Below are 19,462 nucleotides of genomic sequence, written 5' to 3'. Positions count from 1 at the left end.
CGTGTCAGCCCAGGCGCATCGACAGCTCTACGTCCTCGGCAAACGGAATGGACATATAGCCCTGCGCAGGCGAGCGCACCCGGGCCAGGTATTCAGGCGCGTAATCGGCGTTGTCAGCAATGATCAACGCACCAGGCCGCAGGCGGCTTTCCACCAGATTCAGAATCTCTGGATACAGCGCCTTCGCGCCGTCCAGCAGCACCAGATCGATGCTTTCAGGAAGATCTCTGCCTAAAGTCCGCAGCGCATCGCCCTCTCGAATCTCCACCAGATCGAGCAGACCGCCCGCCTTGAGGTTATCGCGGGCCTGAGCCACCTTGGACGACTCAAACTCGCTGGTAATCAGCAAACCGCCGCCGTTGTCGCGCAGAGCTGCGGCCAGATGCAACGTCGATATACCGAACGATGTGCCGAACTCGACAACCGTGCGTGCCCTGCAACTGCGAGCCAGCATATAAAGCAGCGCCCCGGTCTCTTTCGACACAGCGAGAGGGAAATCCTTGAGACGACCATAGAAATCGAGGTATTCAGTTTTGCTGCGCATCAAGCGCTCAAGCTCCTCTTGCGACAGCTCAGCCATGTCCGGATTCGAACGCGGTGAAAGCGCCGAAGCCTCGTCGAACAGGCGATCCAGCAAAGGAGCAACAGGGGATCTAGTCAGGGTATTCATGTATGTCTCCGGATTGAAAGATGCGCTGATCTCAACGCCGGATTAGAATCCGACGAATCCCTCACATTTAATATTCGCATTGTCGAGCCGCCATGACCGATCCCCGCAACCCCGCGATTTCTCTGCGCAAGAAGCCAAAACAGGCCCGCTCCGAAGAGTCTGTTTCGATCATTCTTCAGGCCGCTGTTCAGGTTTTGGCCAAGGAAGGCGCCAGCCGCTTCACCACCGCGCGGGTCGCCGAGAAGGCAGGCGTCAGTATTGGCTCGCTGTATCAGTACTTCCCCAACAAGGCGGCAATTCTGTTCCGCCTGCAGAGCGATGAATGGCAGCAGACCACTGCCCTGCTCACCCGCATCCTCGGCGACACCGCCGCTCCACCCTTCGACCGCTTGCGTACGCTGATCCACACTTTCATTCGTTCGGAATGCGAAGAGGCCGATATGCGCATCGCACTGGACGACGCGGCACCGCTTTATCGCAACGCTCCCGAGGCTCAGGAAGTAAAAGCGACCGGAGAGCGCGCCATACAGCGTTTCATGGAGGAGGTTTTGCCGGGTGTCGACCAGGCCACAAGGCTTCTGGCGGCCGAACTGATCACAACCACAATGGACACGGTAGGTAAGGAGTTTTCGCAGTCACCCCGGAACGAGGTGGAAATCGAGAATTACTCGGATGCGATGGCCGACATGTTCTGCGCGTACCTTGAACGGCTTGGCAGTCAATGAGCTGAGGAGAAACAGCAGACGAAAAAAAACCCGAGAATTCACACTTGCGTGGACCTCTCGGGTTTCGAAGATGGTGGGTCGTGTGGGATTCGAACCTACGACCAATTGGTTAAAAGCCAACTGCTCTACCAACTGAGCTAACGACCCGCTTCGTGGTGGCGCGTATATTACCGCTTTCTCTCAGTAATTCAACACCTTATTGAAAATAAAATTAAAAATAACGCGTTGGGTCAGTAACACCGGCGGCGGCGAAGCCTTCTGCACGCAGTCGGCAGCTGTCGCATTTGCCGCATGCGCGGCCCTGATCGTCGGCCTGATAGCAGGAAACGGTGAGCCCGTAATCGACGCCCAGACGCGTGCCCGCCTTGACGATATCGGCCTTGCTCAACATCTGCAGCGGCGCCTGAATCGTGAAGCCCTGCCCTTCTACACCGGCCTTGGTAGCCAGATTGGCCATACGCTCGAACGACTCGACGAACTCCGGACGGCAATCCGGGTAACCGGAGTAGTCGACCGCATTAACCCCGATGAAGATATCCCGTGCACCCAGTACCTCAGCCCAGCCCAATGCCAACGACAGGAAAACCGTGTTGCGGGCCGGGACGTAGGTCACCGGAATGCCTTCGCCGGGAGCTTCAGGAACTGCGATGCTGGTGTCGGTAAGTGCCGAACCGCCAATGCCGTTCAGATTGAGGCCGATCACCTTGTGCTCGACGACGCCCAGATCCTTCGCCACGCGCTCGGCGGCCTGCAGCTCTGCCCGGTGACGTTGCCCGTAGTCGAAGCTCATCGTGTAGCAACTGAAGCCATCGGCCTTGGCCATGGCGACGACCGTCGCCGAATCGAGGCCGCCTGACAGCAGGATTACCGCTCTTTTCTCAGTCATCGTTTGTTCACTCATGTCAGCGCCCCGGCTCGTCGTTCCAGAGAATTTTATGCAGCTGCAATTGCAGACGTACCGGAAGGTTGTCTGCCACGATCCAGTCAGCCAGGTCCCTCACGTTCAGATCGCGATGCACGGGCGAAAACAACACCTCGCCTGCGCGACGGTCCAGCCCGTACTGAATGATTTTCGACACAGCCCAGTCGTAGTCCTCACGCGAGCAGATCACGAACTTGACCTGATCGTTTTGAGTCAGCAGCTCAATATTCTCATATCGGTTGCGGGTGACTTCCTTCGAACCTGGTGTTTTCAGGTCCACTACACGACTGACGCGGGAATCGACCTTAGAGATGTCCAGCGCACCGCTGGTCTCCAGCGATACCTCGTATCCAGCATCGCACAGGCGCTCGAGCAGCGGGATGGCATTGGGCTGAGCCAACGGCTCGCCGCCGGTCACGCATACGTAACGCGGGCGATAGCTCGCCACCTGCTCCATGAGCGAGTCGAGGGTCTGGATAGTACCGCCGCTGAAGGCGTATTCGCTGTCACAGTAACCACAGCGCAAAGGGCAGCCGGTGAGGCGCACGAATACGGTAGGCAAGCCTGCCGTGCGCGTTTCACCCTGCAAAGAGTAAAAAACTTCGGTGATGCGTAATGTGTCTTGCATATGGGCCACGGGCGTAACGGCTAAACAGGCCATCCGCCTCCGTCAGGCACTTCCGTACACCCTGCGTTCGCAGAATCTACCGAAGCGTAATCAATACCGGAATTTCGGGTGCGAGATTCTAACGAAAAAAGCCGCGCAACGCGCGGCTTTCTTGAATCGAGGGTCAAACTGACTGGTGATCAGAGACGCTGAAGGTCTCGTTGAGCCAGCTGAGCCGCCGAGGTCCCAGGGTATTGGGCGACGACTTGCTGCAGGATGCCTTTGACCTTGTCGGTATGACCCAGACGACGTTCGACATCCGCCAGTTTATAGAGAGAGTCAGGCACCTTGGCGTGCTTGGGGTACAACTGACTCACTTTGGCGAAGGCCTGGCCGGCACCCTGGAGGTCACCTTTGGCCAGGTTCACTTCGCCCAGCCAATACTGGGCATTGCCCGCGTATTGGCTGTTCGGGTATTTGCGCAGGAATGCAGAGAACGCTTGGCTGGCCTTGTCGAAATCCTTGGCCTTGATCAGGTCGAAAGCAGCATCGTAATAGAGCTTCTCTTTCGCCGGATCACCGGGTTCGGTGCTGGTCTGCGGTGCCTGACCGGCAGCAGGTGCTACGGGTGTTCCGCCGGCATTGACGCCGCCGTCGGAAGCAGAATTATTGGCAGCTGGTGCAGCAGGTGCGCCCCCAGCTCCGATGCGGGAATCGAGGTCCTTGTAACGATCCAGCGCTTCTTGCTTCATTTGCTGGATATCGTTTTGCTGGACTTCGACGATTCCGCGCAAGCGCGAAATTTCATCCTGCATTTGTTGCAACTGCATGAACAGCTGACCTTGCGCCGAAGGTTGGGGCGTAACCCCACCTCCGGCGTAGGCGCCCGCCGTACCATAACCCGATGGCGGATAACTGCTGCCAGCAGAGCCAGAGTTGTCATCGACCACAGGAACCGCACCCATCGCTGCAAGAGGAAGGGTGAGAGCCAAAACGGTTAAAGCACGGCGGCACGTTCGCATGTCAAATTACTTACGCAGTTCGACGCGACGGTTTTGAGCCCAGGATTGCTCGTCGTTGCCGGTAGCAACTGGACGCTCTTCACCGTAGGAAACCAGTTCCAGCTGAGCTGGCGAAACGCCTTGCAGAACCAGGTAGCGTTGAACGGCTTTCGCACGACGCTCGCCCAGTGCCAGGTTGTATTCGCGAGTACCGCGTTCGTCGGTGTTACCTTCCAGAACTACGCGAGCGCCGTTGGCTTTCAGGTCCTTGGCGTGAACGTCCAGAGCGCGCATGGCTTCTGGTTTCAGGTCAGAACTGTCGTATTCGAAGTAGAAAGTGGTGATTGCGCGCAGAGCAGCTTCTTCGCTCAGGGAGCCATCAACGGCACCAGTGTTAGCGCCGTAACCAGCGTTTGGATCTACAGCAGCGCCTTCACCGGCATTGTCGCCGCCTTTGGACGAGCAACCTACAGCTACAGCCATGGCCAGAGCCAGCGCAGCAAATTTACCAAACTTCAGCATTTCCATCGTGAAACTCCTAATGAACCCCAGTGTGTTAAGTAAAACGTAAAGCGCCGCGTCAGTTCAGGTAAGGGGACCAGGAAGGTTCTCTGACTTCGCCTTGAGCGGTAGGAAGCGGGAGCCTCACGCGCCCATTAATGGACACGAGCATCAAGACTCCCCGGCCCTGCTGGCGGGTGGCGTAGATTACCATGGTGCCGTTGGGCGCAACAGTAGGCGACTCATCAAGGTTGCTATCTGTAAGGATTTTTACGCTACCGCGCTGCAAATCCTGAGCAGCCACCTTGAAGTTGGTGAAACCATCTTGACGATGGATCATGACCAGAGTCTTTTCATCAGCCGACAACTTAGGGTTGGCGTTGTAATTGCCGATGAAAGTGACTCGCTCGGCGCCGCCACCATTAATGCTCGTTTTATAGATCTGTGGTTTACCACCACGATCGGAAGTGAAGTAAATGGTCGAACCGTCTTTACCGAAGAAAGGTTCGGTATCGATGGAAGAATCATTCGTGACTCGCGAAAGCTGACGCGAAGCCAGGTTCATCACATAAATCTCGGGGTTGCCGTCTTTCGACAGAACCATCGCCAGCTTGGTGCCGTCCGGAGACCATGCCGGTGCACCGTTCAGGCCTTCGAAGTTGGTGATCTGCTCGCGGCGGCCAGTATCGATGTGCTGAACGAAGATCCGTGGACGCTTCTGTTCGAACGAAACGTAAGCGATGCGCTTGCCGTCCGGGGCGAAACGCGGCGACAGGATAGGCTCACGGGATTGCAGCAGGGTCACTGCGCGAGCACCGTCGTAGTCCGAACGCTGCAGGGTGTAACGGGTGTTGTTCGCCGCGAAACGCTCAGCCGTGACGTACAGCATGCGAGTCGAAAACGCACCTTTGATGCCGGTGAGTTTTTCGAACGACTGGTCGGCGATGTAGTGCGCCATGTCGCGGAGCTGATCAGTGGTACCCGACACGTTACCGGTCAAGACTTGCTGTTCAGTCGCCACGTTGAACAGTGCGTATTGAACCTGCAGTCGACCGCCCGATGGAGCGATGCTGCCGACCATGACGTACTGTGCACCCAGCGCTTTCCAGTCGCGGAAAATGACTTCGCTGGCCTGGCTAGGCTGGCTGATCATGTTTTCCTTTGGAATCGGCGAGTAGTAGCCCGAGTTCAGCATGTCATTGCTGATGATCGAAGCCATGTCTTCCGGCAATACACTGCCGCCTTGCAGGCCAAACGGCACGATTGCAATCGGCGTCGCGCGGTCACTGCCACTTGTGACCAGAATGTTCTTTTCGTCGGCAGCGGCGAAACCTGCTGCGCAACAAAGAACGACAAGCAGTCCTCGAAGAAGGTTAATCACAAGGCTAGATCCTCAGGTGTGAATGTCATCTTGAATGAACGGTAAGGTGCGAAATCCGAAGGTTTCATACCCTGCATCTCTGTCAAACGACCAATATTCTTGACCGCTGCTACTGCCGAACTGTCGAAAGGTCCGTCGCCGCTGGACTTGGCCACGGTCACCGAAGAAACCGTACCATCCGGCAACATGCCGATCTGCAACACAACTGTCATGCCTTTGCGCGCTGAAGGTGGACGTGCCCAGCCTTCCGCAGCCCGCGAGCGAATCAAGTCATCGAAGCTGCCCGCAACCTCGTCACCCTTCTCATCGGCCAGCGCCTGTTGGCGTTCCGGCTTGTCGGAAAGCAGGTCAGCCAATGCTTGCGCCTTCTTGTCTTCCGCCGATTTACGGGCAGCGTCCTGGGCCTTCTTCTTGGCGTCGTCAGCAGCCTTTTTCTTGGCATCCTCGAACGCTTTTTTCTTCGCGTCTTCGGCGGCCTTTTTCTTCGCGTCGTCAGCAGCCTGCTTCTTCGCATCCTCGGCAGCCTGTTTCTTGGCTTCTTCCGCGGCCGCGCGCTTGGCGTCTTCCTCTGCTTTCTTCTTCGCGTCGTCTTCGGCTTTCTTCTTGGCTATATCAGCCAATTGTTTCTCTTCTGCGGCTTTCTTGGCGTCGTCCGCTTTCTTGGCTTCGGCTTTCTTCGCGTCATCGGCCTTTTTGGCGTCATCGGCTTTCTTCGCTTCCTCGGCCTTTTGTTCTTCGGCCTTTTGAGCGGCATCGGCTTTCTTTTGTTCCGCCGCCTTTATCGCCTCTTGCTCAACTTTTTTCTGCTCCATCTGCTCGACTTCGGTTTGTCGCGCAGCGGATTTTTTCGCCTCGCCAGCAAGCTTCTGGTTGGTCTGGGTCGTCGCCTGGCTTTTCGACTTCAACTGATAAAGCGTCGCCTGAACGATTGGCTTGGACTCAGGCAGCTCCGGCGTCATCGCGAAGCTGACGAACAACAGGCCAAAAATCAGGACGTGCAGTGCCACAGCCCAGACTGAGGGCCAGAAGTAGCTTTCCGAGGCTGACGGCTCTCGAATCGGCTGCATCAGGGCGCCTCGGTAATCAAACCAACGTTCCCGACTCCGGCCTTCTGCAACCCGCCCATGGTGCCCATGACGGCGCCATAGTCGACGGTTTTGTCGCCACGGATGAACACTTGGGTCTGCTTGCCCGCCTCACGACCGGCCGCAATGATCTTGGTCACGGCGCTGGTCAGTTGCGGCAAGGTCATCGCCTTGTCCATCTGCTTGTCGGTATCGACTTCGCTGCCAAGGTTCCAGTAATAGGTCTTGTCAGCCTTGATCGAAATGGTCAGAACCTGATTGTTGTTGTCCTGCGGCAAGGCCTCGCTGGAGACCTTGGGCAGATCGACTTTCACGCCCTGGTTGATCATAGGAGCCGTCACCATGAAGATGACCAGCAGTACCAACATCACGTCGATGTAAGGCACCACGTTCATTTCGGCGACCGGCTTGCGTTTGCTGCGTCGGCCGCGAGCGATTAAAGCCATTGGGAAATACCTGCTTAGTCTTCGCTGGTGTGCACTTTACGGTGCAGGATGGCCTGGAATTCGTCGGCGAATGTGTAGTAACGGCCAATCAGGTTCTCGCCACGAGCGGCGAAACGGTTGTAGGCGATTACTGCAGGGATTGCAGCGAACAGGCCGATGGCGGTCGCGATCAGTGCTTCGGCGATACCCGGTGCTACGGTCGCCAGTGTGGCCTGCTGTGCAGTGGCCAGACCACGGAAGGAGTTCATGATCCCCCAGACGGTACCGAATAGACCCACATACGGGCTGGTTGAACCTACGGTCGCGAGGAACGGCAGACTCTGCTCAAGCTTCTCTTCTTCACGGGAAATGGCGACCCGCATGGCACGTGCGACACCTTCCATGACGGCGTCCGGATCGACACCCGGTTGTTGGCGCAGACGCGAGAACTCTTTGAAGCCGGCGCGGAAGATCTGCTCCACGCCCGAGTCCGGATCAGGGTTGCTACCAGCCTGACGGTACAACTTGGACAGGTCGATACCCGACCAGAAACGCTCTTCGAAGCTGTCCAGCGCACGGCGCCCGGCACGCAGCATGGAGCTGCGTTGAAAAATCATGATCCACGAAGTGACCGATGCGGCCACCAGGATCAGCATCACCAACTGAACGACCACGCTGGCATTGCTGACCAAACTCCACATGGAGGAATGGTCGACGACGTTAGCTTCCACGCTGTATCTCCTGCTCTGAATGTGTACCCGCGCCGCCCTGGCTGGCAAAGGCCGTGCGCAGAGCTTCGGGAATGGCCCGGGGTTTCAAACTATCGGCGCGCACACACGCCACCAAAAACTGCCCCTCACAGAGCAGCACATTATCCACAGCCCGCCTGACTTCTTGCTGAAAGCGCAGGCTGACGCGGTTCAATTCGATCACTTCGGCGCTGACCAGCAGCTCATCGTCCAGACGCGCCGGCTTGTGGTACCGCGCTTCGCTGGAATGCACGACAAACAACAGGTTCTCGTCCCCGGCCATGGCGGATTGAGCGAAGCCCAACTCCCGCAGCCGCTCGGTCCGAGCCCGTTCCATGAATTTCAGGTAATTGACGTAGTAGACGATGCCGCCAGCATCGGTGTCCTCGTAATAAACGCGACAGCGATGTGCGAACGACTGAGCCCCGTTTTGCGCGCGCATACTCTAGTGCTTACTCCTCAGGTTGCCAATCCAGCCAGGCAACTGTTTTTCATCGATTTTCGTCGCCAGGCAAACGGCCATAGTGCCTCGACTGCCCGTCTGACCATGAAACGGCCGAATAAATCGGTCACGACTGTTTTTATTCATCGGCATCGTCGACCGGTTCATCGGGAATCGACCGATCCCCCATCCGCGACGGGATGTTCAGACCGAAGTGCAGATAAGCATGCCGCGTGACCATGCGTCCGCGAGGCGTGCGCATCATATAGCCTTGCTGGATCAAATAGGGCTCCAGCACGTCCTCGATGGTATGTCGCTCTTCACTGATGGCAGCCGCAAGGTTATCGACACCCACCGGCCCACCGTCGAACTTCTCGATCATGGTCAACAGCAAACGCCGATCCTGATGATCGAAACCGCGTTCATCCACATCCAGCAGGTTCAGCGCCAGATCTGCAATCGCCTTGGTGATCTGCCCCTGAGCTCGCACCTCGGCGAAGTCACGCACGCGGCGCAACAGACGGTTGGCGATCCGGGGCGTGCCCCTGGCACGGCGGGCGATTTCAAACGCGCCCTCATCTTCGATATGCAAACCGAGAATACCCGCCGACCGCGAGACGATCGTTGCGAGGTCGGCGGTGCTGTAGAACTCAAGACGCTGCACGATACCGAAGCGGTCACGCAGCGGGTTGGTGAGCATCCCCGCCCGAGTGGTAGCGCCCACCAGGGTAAACGGCGGAAGGTCCAGCTTGATGGAACGTGCAGCAGGACCCTCGCCGATCATGATATCCAGCTGAAAATCTTCCATCGCCGGGTAGAGGACCTCTTCCACGATGGGCGATAGACGGTGGATTTCGTCGATGAACAGCACGTCATGGGGTTCAAGATTGGTAAGGATTGCCGCCAGATCACCCGGCCGCTCGAGCACGGGGCCCGACGTGCTCTTGATCGAGACCGACATTTCCTGGGCGATGATGTTGGCGAGAGTGGTTTTACCGAGCCCCGGTGGGCCGAAGATAAGTGTGTGATCCAGTGCCTCGTTACGCCCGCGAGCGGCCTGGATGAACAGCTCCATCTGCTCGCGCACAGTGGGCTGACCTATATAGTCGGCCAGACTCAGCGGCCGGATGGCACGATCAAGTTGCTCGTCTCGGTCGCGGCCGGTCGCGGCGATCAGGCGGTCTGCTTCGATCACTTACAGCATCCCCTTGAGTGCGCGGCGAATCAGGTCTTCACTGCTCAGGTTCTTGTCTTTGATTGCCGTAATCGCCTTGCTGGCTTCCTGCGGCTTGTAACCCAGCGATACCAGCGCACTGATGGCGTCGGACTCGGCGGTAGCGACCTGCACAGGAGCCCCTGGACCTTCGGACACCAACGCAAATGTGCCCGGCAGAGCATCCCAAGCCTTGAAACGATCCTTGAGTTCGACCAGCAACCGTTCTGCGGTCTTTTTGCCGACACCGGGTACGCGGGTCAACGCCGAGGTGTCCTGCGCCTGAACACAGCGCACCAGCTCATCGACTTCCAGCGTGGACATCAGGGCCAGCGCCAACTTGGGGCCGACGCCATTCAGGCGGATCAGCTCCCGAAACATCTCGCGATCCCGCTTTTCGTAAAACCCGAACAGCAGGTGCGCGTCTTCACGAACCACAAGATGGGTGTGCAGCGTCACCGTCTCGCCCAGATGCGGCAGACGATAAAGCGTGGTCATCGGGACTTCGATCTCATAGCCCACACCGTTGACATCGAGCACCAGATGCGGCGGCTGTTTTTCTACCAACGCCCCGCGTAAACGTCCAATCACGAATCAGATCCTTTCCAGTAGCCCGCCACCGAGGCGGACCGGGCCAAAACCCTGGTCGCCATGTTTGCAGGACTCACGTCAGCTGCAAGTGAAAATTTATGAGCGAATGATGCTATCAGAGACGCAGGCGGCCACCACGACTGCGTGCGGTATTCAGGCCATGAGGGATGAGACTGGACCGCGTATGAGCATGGCACATCGCAATCGCCAGGGCATCGGAGGCGTCGATCTGCGGCTTCTTGGTCAGTTTCAGCAAATGCATCACCATCATCATCACCTGATCCTTGTTAGCCCCGCCCGTCCCCGCGACAGCCTGCTTGACCTGCGTGGCCGTGTATTCGGCGATTTCCAGGCTCTCTTCCGCAGCTGCCACAATCGCAGCGCCTCGCGCCTGGCCCAGCTTGAGTGCCGAATCGGCGTTTTTTGCCATGAAAACCTTTTCGATCCCCATGGTCACGGGCCCGTAGGTCTGAATGACCTCGCGCACCCCGCGGTAAACGATCTGCAGCCGCTCGTGCAGCAGACCACTGCCAGTGCGAATACAGCCTGAGGCCACGTATTCGCAGCCACGGCCCGTGTCACGTACCACGCCAAAGCCGGTGATTCGCGAACCGGGGTCGATACCTAGAATGAGAGTCATAACGCCTGCAGCTTGAGAAGTGACGCGCACGATTGAACGCAGCATAAAGGCAGAAGCCGGAGGCCGATAGCGATGATCGAATCAACGCTTCGTGCCTCCGGCCTCAGGTCCCGACGAAGGATGTGATCAGCCAAGCTGCTCCATCACCTCATCCGGAATTTCTGCATTGGAATAAACGTTTTGCACGTCATCCAGATCCTCGAGCATGTCGATCAGCTTGAGCACCTTTTCCGCCATTTCGAGATCCAGCACGGCGCTGGTGGTCGGCTGCATCACGATCTCCGCATCAGCAGCCTTGAAGCCTGCGGCTTCCAGCGCATTTCGCACCGCATAGAAACCGGCAAACGAGGTGAACACGTCGATGGAGCCATCTTCGTGGGTCACGACATCATCGGCATCCGCTTCCATCGCCGCTTCCATCAGCGCGTCTTCATCGACGCCTGGAGCAAAGGAAATCTGCCCCTTGCGCTCGAACAGATACGCTACAGAACCGTCAGTGCCCAGATTGCCGCCGCACTTGCTGAACGCGTGACGCACGGCAGCAGCAGTACGATTGCGGTTATCGGTCATGGTTTCGACCATGACCGCCACACCGCCAGGACCGTAACCTTCATAGCCCAGCTCGACCATGTCGTCGGCATCGGCGGCGCCAGCACCGCGGGCAATCGCACGATCAATGATGTCGCGACTCATGTTCGCGCCGAGCGCCTTGTCCTGAGCCAGACGCAGACGCGGGTTCGAGGCCGGATCGCCGCCACCCTGACGGGCAGCGACAGTCAGCTCACGGATCCACTTGGTGAAGATCTTGCCTTTTTTGGCATCCTGACGCTCTTTGCGGTGCTTGATGTTCGCCCACTTGGAATGACCAGCCATAACACGCTCCAAACCTTGAAACACTCACGCCACCGTTCATGGCTCGAACGAGGACGCTTTACTCGAATTCTTGCCCGACCATGGCGCAGGAGTCAGGGCGAATTCACGATTCGCCCTGCCCTTTCATCACTCGGCCTTCGGCGTTTCGCGCAGGCGGATGTGCAGTTCGCGCAGTTGTTTGGCATCGACCAGACCAGGGGCCTGAGTCATGACGTCTGCAGCACTCTGGGTTTTCGGGAAGGCGATGACTTCACGAATCGACTGGGCGCCGGTCATCAGCATGACCAGACGATCCAGACCGAATGCCAGACCACCGTGCGGTGGAGCACCATACTTCAGCGCATCCAGCAGGAAGCCGAACTTCTCTTGCTGCTCGTCTTCGGAAATACCCAGCAGACGGAACACCGCTTGCTGCATTTCCTTGCGATGGATACGGATCGAGCCGCCACCCAGTTCGGTGCCGTTGAGCACCATGTCGTAGGCACGGGACAGCGCGGTGGCCGGGTTGGCCTCAAGCTCGGCAGGCGAGCACTTCGGTGCGGTGAACGGGTGGTGCAGCGCGGTAAAGCTGCCGTCGTCGTTCTCTTCGAACATCGGGAAGTCGACAACCCACATCGGCGCCCACTCGCAAGTGAGCAGGTTGAGGTCGTGGCCCAGCTTGATCCGCAATGCGCCCAGCGCTTCGCTGACGACTTTGAACTTGTCTGCACCGAAGAACACGATGTCGCCGTCAACCGCGCCTACGCGATCCAGGATCACGTTCAGGTTGGCTTCCGGGATGTTCTTGACGATCGGAGACTGCAGACCTTCAACACCTTTGGCGCGCTCGTTGACCTTGATGTACGCCAGGCCTCTGGCACCGTAGATGCCGACGAACTTGGTGTAATCGTCGATCTTGCTGCGCGGCATGCTCGCGCCGCCCGGAACGCGCAGTGCAGTCACGCGGCACTTCGGATCGTTGGCAGGGCCGCTGAACACCTTGAACTCAACGTCTTTCAGTTGATCGGCAACGTCTACCAGTTCCAGCGGGTTACGCAGATCAGGCTTGTCGGAACCGTAACGGCGCATGGCTTCTTCGAAGGTCATGTGCGGGAAGTCGCCAAATTCCAGATCCAGGACTTCCTTGAACAGCTTGCGAATCATGCTCTCGGTGAGACCCATGATGTCTGCTTCATTCAGGAAGCTGGTCTCGATGTCGATCTGAGTGAACTCAGGCTGACGGTCGGCACGCAGGTCTTCGTCCCGGAAGCATTTGGCGATCTGGTAGTAACGGTCGAAGCCGGCGACCATCAGCAGTTGCTTGAATAGCTGAGGTGATTGCGGCAGGGCGAAGAAGCTGCCGGCGTGAGTACGGCTCGGTACCAGATAGTCGCGAGCCCCTTCAGGTGTGGCGCGGGTCAGGATCGGCGTCTCGACGTCCAGGAAACCGTTGCCGTCGAGGAAACCACGGATGCTGGAGGTGATGCGGGAACGCAGACGCAGCTTTTCAGCCATCTCCGGGCGACGCAGGTCGATGAAGCGGTAGCGCAGGCGGGTTTCTTCGCCGACGTCGGAGTACTCGTTCAGCGGGAACGGAGGGGTTTCCGATTCGTTGAGAACCTCCAGCTCGTAACCCAGAACTTCGATGGCACCAGACGCCATGTTCGGGTTGACCGCTCCGGCCGGACGGGCGCGAACCTTGCCGGTCAGCTTGACGACGTATTCGCTGCGAACGCGATCGGCGATAGCGAATGTGTCTGCGCGATCAGGATCGAAGACCACCTGGGCCAGACCTTCACGATCGCGGATGTCGAGGAAAATCACCCCCCCGTGGTCGCGACGGCGGTGGACCCATCCGCAAAGGGTAATTTCCTGACCTTCCAGGCTTTCGTTCAGTTGGCCGCAATAATGGCTGCGCATCATGATCGTGTGTTCACTTCTCGTAATTCGGAATTCGGTGGAGCTCTCGCCCGTCGCCAGTGCGCAATGGTGCAGGAGCCATGGCATGCAGTTCAACCCGACGGTCAGTGCCTGCCTTCCATAGTAAGGCGGGGGATTATATAGGGTTAATCAAGGCTGTGCAGCCGCGCTGGCTGATACAGCTAAAGAAGTCGCCCGGAACGGACCTTGCCGGCTCCGGACGACTGTCACCGAATGCAGGCCCGCCATGGGCGCACCTGCCAGAATTGGGGTCTTGCCAGGATCAGGCCGGGGACAGCTGGAAGCCCTCGGCCTTCAGCAGATGCGCCACACACACGACGCGGATCAGGCCGCTGAAGTTCTTCACGCCGCCGTAGCGCAAATGCACTTCCCGGTCGATATAGGACAAGACGGCGTTGATCGAGCAAGCATTGCAGCGCGCGATCTCAGACAAAATATTCCAGTACACCTCCTCCAGACGCAGGCACGTTGCCAGCCCATTTAATCGTACCGAGCGCGACTGTGGCTGCGCCAGGTCCATATTGAAAGTTTCTACAAAAGGATCATTCTGAATTTTAAGACATCGATGTACATCCTTGACTTCTCGTGCAGTATTTTGAGCCATGAAATTCCCCTTGACGCAGTTACCAGATTCAATACTGGAAACATTTGAAATTAAATAAACAGCACGTCTATCAAGCCCTATTCGCCGGGGCTTAGCCAGTGGAATCAGTACTCTTGAGGTGTAGGACATCACCACAATCACAGGGCGAATTTCGAGAGCTCAGGCTTCAAAAAACCTGAACGAAATAAGGGTATTAAATATATATTTTTTTTAACAAAACTTGCCTGACAACAAAAACGAGATTAACTACTCAGGATGACAATATTCTGATAGTTAACCGTTTCAGCTTAAGCCAGTATTTGGTCGCGACACAAAAAGATGTCATCCGTTGAACAGGCCAGTCACGCAGATAGCGGAAAAGGCGGGGGATAAAGCCATGTGAGCGGCACCGCGTGCCGCTCACAATGACATTACTCGCCTTCGAGCATCGCACGAAGCATCCAGGCGGTTTTTTCATGAACCTGCATGCGTTGAGTCAGCAGATCAGCGGTCGGCTCGTCGCTGACCTTGTCCAGCAACGGGAAGATCCCGCGAGCGGTGCGAGTCACCGCTTCCTGCCCATGGACCAGTGAACGAATCATGTCTTCAGCTGCCGGTACGCCCTCCTCCTCTTTAATGGAAGACAGACGCGCATAGGTCGAATAGGTACCTGGGGCGGGGAAGCCCAAGGCGCGAATACGCTCTGCGATCAAGTCGACGGCCAGTGCCAGTTCGTTGTATTGCTCCTCGAACATGAGGTGCAAGGTTCGAAACATTGGCCCCGTGACGTTCCAGTGAAAGTTGTGGGTTTTCAGATACAGCACGTAGGTATCTGCCAGCAGGCGGGAAAGACCGTCCACGATGGACTTGCGATCTTCTTCGCTGATGCCGATATCGATAGCCATGTTTCGTCCTCTTTATATGATGGTTTTTTTCCTAACAGCTGCCAGCACTTTATCAAGGCAGGAGAAGCGGCGCAGCCACCTATAGGTGTTACCCGGTGTTTGCCACCGCCCAAACGCATGCACAAGATGCCCGTCTGGCAGGTGCCCGGAGATATCGAACCCCACTCTAAAAGTCCGACCACGGCGGAAAAACTGCGCACACTGCTTCGATGGCTCTGGAACAAGCCTCTGCCTAAAGCGCGAAAACACGAGACAAATTGCCAGCATCACCCGCGATTGCCCTCGCTAAGCGCTTGATTTGAGTAGCTCTCGGCTTTGCTGTTAAATACAGATGTGTCGCTACTGACGTGCCATCAGGCTGTAGCGCATAGGCTGATCCAACGATCGTGCATCACGCCTCATTTTTTCAGAAGCGTACCGGCCGTCATCAGCTATTTCCTTGCGATCCATCTTAAATGTGAGTCTTCAAAATGTTGAAAATAGTCCACCTGCTAACGGGCGCAGCTGCCCTGCTGCTGTCATTCATACCCAGCCTGCGTAGTGAAGCCCTGTCTTCTTACCTGTCTCAACCCGATGCGCTGTATCTGGCCTTCTTCGGTCTCATCAACCTTGTACTTGCGCCAGTTATCCCTTACTGGAACAAGGGCCCGCGTCATCAACTGCAAAACCTGGTCAGCGCTTTGCTGGTACTGGCCGTCGTTCTGCAGATCCTGACCCTCCTGGTCCCCCTGGAAACCATCGCCGGCCAACCCGCCGTTCTGGCCAGCCTGCTGGCGGTTGTGGTCGCGGTCGCGCTGCATCTCGCTGTCAGCTTTTACCGGTCCTCCCCATCGCCAGCCGCGCAGCCTCATGAACTGGGGCAGCGTGATACCGGCACCGTGAAGTGGTTCAACACCTCCAAGGGCTTCGGTTTTATCTCGCGCGATTCTGGCGACGATATTTTTGTACACTTTCGCGCGATCCGCGGTGAAGGGCACCGTGTTCTGGTCGAAGGCCAACGCGTCGAGTTTTCCGTCATGAATCGCGACAAGGGCCTGCAGGCCGAGGACGTGATCGCAGCGCTTCCACGCCGCTAAGCGTTAAACATAAAAAAACCGCGCTCTCAGGCGCGGTTTTTTTATCCCTCTGTTTATCCCTCAATAATGAGGCGGAGGGGCTTCCTCTTCCTGTGTTTCGAATTGCCCACCCATTTCCTCCTGGCGCTTGAGCAAAGCCGCCATCTGCAACTGCAAGCGGTCCAGGCTTCGCTGCTGAGCGACCAGAACATCGTTGAGCGCCTGAATGGTGTCGTCCTGAAACGCCTGACGACTTTCCAGCTCCACTACCCGCTCCTCCAGGTTCATACCTGCCCCTCGTGGAAAGTGAAACCTTCGGTCAACACGGTTTTGAGCCGCGCAAAGATGACCGCCGACTCATCGGTAGAATAAGGCACTGCCGGATGCTTGCCCCAGACCGGCGCTGGCCACGCGGCGTCACCTTTGCGACGAACAATGACATGCATGTGCAACTGACTGACCACATTCCCCAGCGCTGCCACATTCATCTTGTCGGCATTGAATAACTGCTGGAGGGTTTTCGACAGCAACGTCGTTTCACTCCACAACTGTGTCTGTTCGGCGTCCGACAGCTGGAAAATCTCGCTTATATCCGCCCTGCGCGGCACCAGAATGAACCAGGGGTATTGCGAATCATTGGACAGCAGTAGTCGGCACAGGGGAAAGTCCCCGACTGGCACAGTGTCCTGTAACAAGCGCGAATCCAAAACGAACACTCGATAACTCCTGAATGCGGGTTTAGTTTTTTCAACTTTTTCTGTCGTCGTCAAACATACATCAATGCCCGCAGGATACGCGGGAAAGCGGGAGGAATCACCTTGCGGAAGCCGCAGAGGGCAGTTTGCGTAAAAGCTGTTGCTTGCGGGACAGCGGCCCGTGCACCAGCAACGTCCTGATTTGCAGCATGCGCACTGACATGACGCAGAAAAAACCGCGAGGCACCGCCAGCGAAACAAACCGAAATGTCTGCTCGGAACCTTTTCATTCAATTGCTTAGACGGCACACACGCGCATATCTGCTGACTTCAGAGTCAGGCTCCTGCCCCACTCAGGAACGCTCGTCCCAATTTCAGGCAAGAACAGACGCCCGCGCACCAAAACGACTCACTCCATGATCGACATGGGCAGCAGTTATCCGCCATTTACCCACTTCCCGACGGTAACAGGTAACGTCAGTGACATTTTCAGGCGGTAACCTCAGTCAGACAGCCACTGCAAATGGATTTTTTATTTTTTTTTAATCGTTTAAAAACAATGGATTAGGGTTGCACATACAAGTATTTACGTGACATTCAACATTTTTTTCACAGCAGTGGGAACTTTGTGCACGGTTGTTGCTTTGTCACACACAGGATCGAAATGCTCGGGTCGCGGACCTGAGTGGCGATCAAGAAGAAAAAATGGCGGGCAAGCTCCTGGGGGCGTTCGGAATGGCTGGATTCACATCACTGCGGATAGGAATTCAGGCCTTCGAAAAGTACTGCGGTAGTTATACGTCTGAAGAAATGGAGCTGTTCAGTAGCGACATGGACAGAGCTGATTTGCGACATGGCCGTAAAGAAATTGAAAGGATAGGTTCGTAACTATCGCCAATAATGTCAGCGTGCTATAAGTTTCGCCGACACCAAAAAGAAAGAGCCGCCCAGATAAAAAAACAGGTGGACGGCAGTACTCTTCTTAAAACCAAAGGAGCAAAGTCACGATGAGAGTGATGAAGTGGAGCGCAATCGCCCTGGCAGTTACTGCGGCCAGTACCCAATTGGCATCGGCTGCGGCATTCGTAAGCGATCAGTCCGAAGCAACTGGTTTTGTTGAAGGTAGCAAGCTGGACGTCAAGGCCCGCAACTACTACTACAACCGTGACAAGAAGAACGGTGGCGTAGACGACAAGGACTGGACTCAAGGTTTCTGGGCTAACTATAGCTCCGGTTACACGCAGGGTCTGATCGGTGTCGGCGTTGATGCTTTCGGCTATGCCGGTTTCAAGCTTGACGGCTCCGACAAGTATTCCGGCTCGGGCAACCTGGTTACCGACAGCGAAGGCAAAAACGAAGACAGCTTCGGCAAAGCCGGTGGCGCTGTTAAGTTCCGCGTATCGAAAACCGAACTGAAAATCGGTGACATGCAGCCGCAAAACCCGGTGTTCGCAGTCGGCGGTTCCCGCCTGTTGCCACAAACTGCTACCGGCGTGACTTTACAGAGCAGCGAGATCAAAGGTCTGGACGTTGAAGCAGGTCGCTTCACTTCCGGTACCAGCCAGGACGAAACCAACCGTAACGGCGACATCTGGGCGACTTACGCCGGCGTGACGTCGAACTCGGCCACCTACGGTGGCGGCAAGTACTCGATCACCGACAACCTGGGTGTTGCGTTCTACTACAACAAACTGGAAGACGTGTGGAACCAGTACTACGGCAACGTGAACTACGCACTGCCGTTGACCGATGACCAGTCTCTGGCTTTTGACGTCAACTACTACAACACCCAGGACACTGGCAGCAAGAAAGCAGGCGACATCAGCAACAACGCCTTCTCCCTGTCTGCAGCGTACTCGTTCCTGGCCGCACATACCGTGACCCTGGCCTTCCAGAAAGTTAACGGTGATACACCGTTCGACTATATCGGTATCGGCGACAACAACCGCGGTGGCGACTCGATCTTCCTGGCGAACTCGATTCAATACTCCGACTTCAACGCCCCGGGTGAAAAATCCTGGCAAGCTCGCTACGACCTGAACATGGCTCCTTATGGTGTTCCTGGCCTGAGCTTCATGGCGCGTTATGTCAGCGGTACCGACATCGACGGCACCCACACTCCATCGAACAGCACCTACACCGGTCTGTACGGTGCTGACGGTAGCCACCACGAGACCAACGTTGAAGCTAAATACGTGGTTCAGACTGGCCCGGCAAAAGACCTGTCGTTCCGCATCCGTCAAGCGTTCCACCGTGCCAACACGGACGAGGGCGAAGGCGACGTGAACGAGTTCCGTCTGATCGTCGACTACCCGATTTCGGTTCTGTAATCGCGCTGCGGTTATCTACCGAAAACGAAAAGCCCGGCCCTGTGCCGGGCTTTTTCATTCCCGTGAAACTGCCTGTTCTGGCCCCCACACACCCCGCGCGCCCTGTACTCGACCGGATCACCACCGTACAATGCCAGGTCATTTCCCAG

General features: G+C 56.8%; 22 protein-coding genes and 1 tRNA gene. 3 read left to right on the top strand and 20 right to left on the bottom strand.

The window, feature by feature from the left end; all coding sequences use genetic code 11:
- Positions 1-4 precede the first annotated feature (4 nt).
- Positions 5-670, bottom strand: a complete 666-nt coding sequence (locus tag BWR59_RS12445) for an O-methyltransferase (protein ID WP_081565925.1) — start codon at positions 668-670, stop codon at positions 5-7.
- A 92-nt stretch (positions 671-762) separates the two neighbouring features.
- Between BWR59_RS12445 and BWR59_RS12440 the strand changes: the two genes are divergently transcribed.
- Positions 763-1,395: a TetR family transcriptional regulator gene (locus tag BWR59_RS12440; RefSeq protein ID WP_081565924.1), complete on the top strand. Its 633-nt coding sequence runs from the start codon at positions 763-765 to the stop codon at positions 1,393-1,395.
- A gap of 71 nt (positions 1,396-1,466) precedes the next feature.
- On the opposite strand, the gene BWR59_RS12435 is transcribed toward BWR59_RS12440, so the two are convergent.
- The 17 genes from BWR59_RS12435 to BWR59_RS12355 all read right to left on the bottom strand — a co-directional run bounded on the left by BWR59_RS12435 (position 1,467) and on the right by BWR59_RS12355 (position 15,233).
- Positions 1,467-1,542: transfer RNA gene (locus BWR59_RS12435), tRNA-Lys, on the bottom strand.
- Positions 1,543-1,606: 64 nt separating this feature from the next.
- A complete protein-coding gene (gene queC, locus BWR59_RS12430) occupies positions 1,607-2,281 on the bottom strand; it encodes a 7-cyano-7-deazaguanine synthase QueC (RefSeq protein WP_168184480.1) in 675 nt (224 codons plus the stop codon).
- Between the two features lie 16 nt (positions 2,282-2,297).
- Positions 2,298-2,945, bottom strand: a complete 648-nt coding sequence (gene queE, locus BWR59_RS12425; RefSeq protein WP_081565922.1) for a 7-carboxy-7-deazaguanine synthase QueE — start codon at positions 2,943-2,945, stop codon at positions 2,298-2,300.
- Between the two features lie 179 nt (positions 2,946-3,124).
- Positions 3,125-3,946, bottom strand: coding sequence for a tol-pal system protein YbgF (ybgF, locus tag BWR59_RS12420; RefSeq protein WP_081565921.1), 822 nt, complete (start codon positions 3,944-3,946; stop codon positions 3,125-3,127).
- A 6-nt stretch (positions 3,947-3,952) separates the two neighbouring features.
- On the bottom strand, positions 3,953-4,453 hold the full coding sequence (gene pal / locus BWR59_RS12415) for a peptidoglycan-associated lipoprotein Pal (RefSeq protein WP_081565920.1): 501 nt from the start codon (positions 4,451-4,453) through the stop codon (positions 3,953-3,955).
- Positions 4,454-4,505: 52 nt separating this feature from the next.
- Positions 4,506-5,786 carry a Tol-Pal system beta propeller repeat protein TolB gene (gene tolB / locus BWR59_RS12410; RefSeq protein ID WP_230982002.1) on the bottom strand — a complete coding sequence of 427 codons (1,281 nt, stop codon included), beginning with the start codon at positions 5,784-5,786 and terminating at the stop codon, positions 4,506-4,508.
- 17 nt (positions 5,787-5,803) lie between these two features.
- Positions 5,804-6,874 (bottom strand): cell envelope integrity protein TolA, encoded by a 1,071-nt coding sequence (gene tolA, locus BWR59_RS12405; RefSeq protein ID WP_081565918.1) that lies wholly within the window; start codon positions 6,872-6,874, stop codon positions 5,804-5,806.
- Positions 6,874-7,329: a protein TolR gene (gene tolR, locus BWR59_RS12400; RefSeq protein WP_175500219.1), complete on the bottom strand. Its 456-nt coding sequence runs from the start codon at positions 7,327-7,329 to the stop codon at positions 6,874-6,876. The genes tolA and tolR overlap by 1 nt, the downstream gene beginning before the upstream one ends.
- 23 nt (positions 7,330-7,352) lie before the next feature.
- Positions 7,353-8,048 carry a protein TolQ gene (tolQ, locus tag BWR59_RS12395; RefSeq protein ID WP_081565917.1) on the bottom strand — a complete coding sequence of 232 codons (696 nt, stop codon included), beginning with the start codon at positions 8,046-8,048 and terminating at the stop codon, positions 7,353-7,355.
- Positions 8,038-8,508 carry a tol-pal system-associated acyl-CoA thioesterase gene (ybgC, locus tag BWR59_RS12390; RefSeq protein WP_081565916.1) on the bottom strand — a complete coding sequence of 157 codons (471 nt, stop codon included), beginning with the start codon at positions 8,506-8,508 and terminating at the stop codon, positions 8,038-8,040. Before ybgC ends, tolQ begins: the two co-directional genes overlap by 11 nt.
- A 139-nt stretch (positions 8,509-8,647) precedes the next feature.
- Positions 8,648-9,703: a Holliday junction branch migration DNA helicase RuvB gene (gene ruvB, locus BWR59_RS12385; RefSeq protein ID WP_081565915.1), complete on the bottom strand. Its 1,056-nt coding sequence runs from the start codon at positions 9,701-9,703 to the stop codon at positions 8,648-8,650.
- Positions 9,704-10,312, bottom strand: coding sequence for a Holliday junction branch migration protein RuvA (ruvA, locus tag BWR59_RS12380; protein WP_081565914.1), 609 nt, complete (start codon positions 10,310-10,312; stop codon positions 9,704-9,706). It abuts the gene before it with no gap.
- A 115-nt stretch (positions 10,313-10,427) separates the two neighbouring features.
- Complete coding sequence (gene ruvC, locus BWR59_RS12375; RefSeq protein WP_081565913.1) at positions 10,428-10,952, bottom strand: crossover junction endodeoxyribonuclease RuvC; 525 nt, start codon at positions 10,950-10,952, stop codon at positions 10,428-10,430.
- A 126-nt stretch (positions 10,953-11,078) separates the two neighbouring features.
- Complete coding sequence (locus BWR59_RS12370; RefSeq protein ID WP_081565912.1) at positions 11,079-11,825, bottom strand: YebC/PmpR family DNA-binding transcriptional regulator; 747 nt, start codon at positions 11,823-11,825, stop codon at positions 11,079-11,081.
- Positions 11,826-11,951: 126 nt separating this feature from the next.
- Entirely contained in the window at positions 11,952-13,727 is a 1,776-nt protein-coding gene (gene aspS / locus BWR59_RS12365) for an aspartate--tRNA ligase (protein WP_081565911.1), read from the bottom strand.
- Between the two features lie 280 nt (positions 13,728-14,007).
- The gene (locus BWR59_RS12360; RefSeq protein WP_081565910.1) at positions 14,008-14,349 is read right to left on the bottom strand and encodes a ribbon-helix-helix domain-containing protein; all 342 of its coding nucleotides are present in this window, start codon (positions 14,347-14,349) and stop codon (positions 14,008-14,010) included.
- Between the two features lie 410 nt (positions 14,350-14,759).
- Complete coding sequence (locus tag BWR59_RS12355) at positions 14,760-15,233, bottom strand: Dps family protein (protein ID WP_081565909.1); 474 nt, start codon at positions 15,231-15,233, stop codon at positions 14,760-14,762.
- Positions 15,234-15,703: 470 nt separating this feature from the next.
- On the opposite strand from BWR59_RS12355, the gene BWR59_RS33090 reads away from it, so the two are divergent.
- Positions 15,704-16,309, top strand: coding sequence for a cold-shock protein (locus tag BWR59_RS33090; RefSeq protein WP_081565908.1), 606 nt, complete (start codon positions 15,704-15,706; stop codon positions 16,307-16,309).
- A gap of 60 nt (positions 16,310-16,369) precedes the next feature.
- On the opposite strand, the gene BWR59_RS12345 is transcribed toward BWR59_RS33090, so the two are convergent.
- Both BWR59_RS12345 and BWR59_RS12340 read right to left on the bottom strand, forming a co-directional pair.
- On the bottom strand, positions 16,370-16,576 hold the full coding sequence (locus BWR59_RS12345) for a SlyX family protein (protein WP_081565907.1): 207 nt from the start codon (positions 16,574-16,576) through the stop codon (positions 16,370-16,372).
- The gene (locus BWR59_RS12340) at positions 16,573-17,004 is read right to left on the bottom strand and encodes an HIT domain-containing protein (protein WP_081565906.1); all 432 of its coding nucleotides are present in this window, start codon (positions 17,002-17,004) and stop codon (positions 16,573-16,575) included. Before BWR59_RS12340 ends, BWR59_RS12345 begins: the two co-directional genes overlap by 4 nt.
- 986 nt (positions 17,005-17,990) lie before the next feature.
- Between BWR59_RS12340 and BWR59_RS12330 the strand changes: the two genes are divergently transcribed.
- Positions 17,991-19,313, top strand: coding sequence for an OprD family porin (locus BWR59_RS12330; RefSeq protein ID WP_081565904.1), 1,323 nt, complete (start codon positions 17,991-17,993; stop codon positions 19,311-19,313).
- Positions 19,314-19,462: the final 149 nt, after the last annotated feature.

The sequence above is a fragment of the Pseudomonas sp. Bc-h genome, assembly GCF_002080045.1.
In the GTDB taxonomy this organism is placed as follows: Bacteria; Pseudomonadota; Gammaproteobacteria; order Pseudomonadales; family Pseudomonadaceae; genus Aquipseudomonas.
The sequence above is the reverse complement of the archived record's forward strand: the minus strand, read 5'-3'. Positions and strand labels throughout refer to the sequence as shown.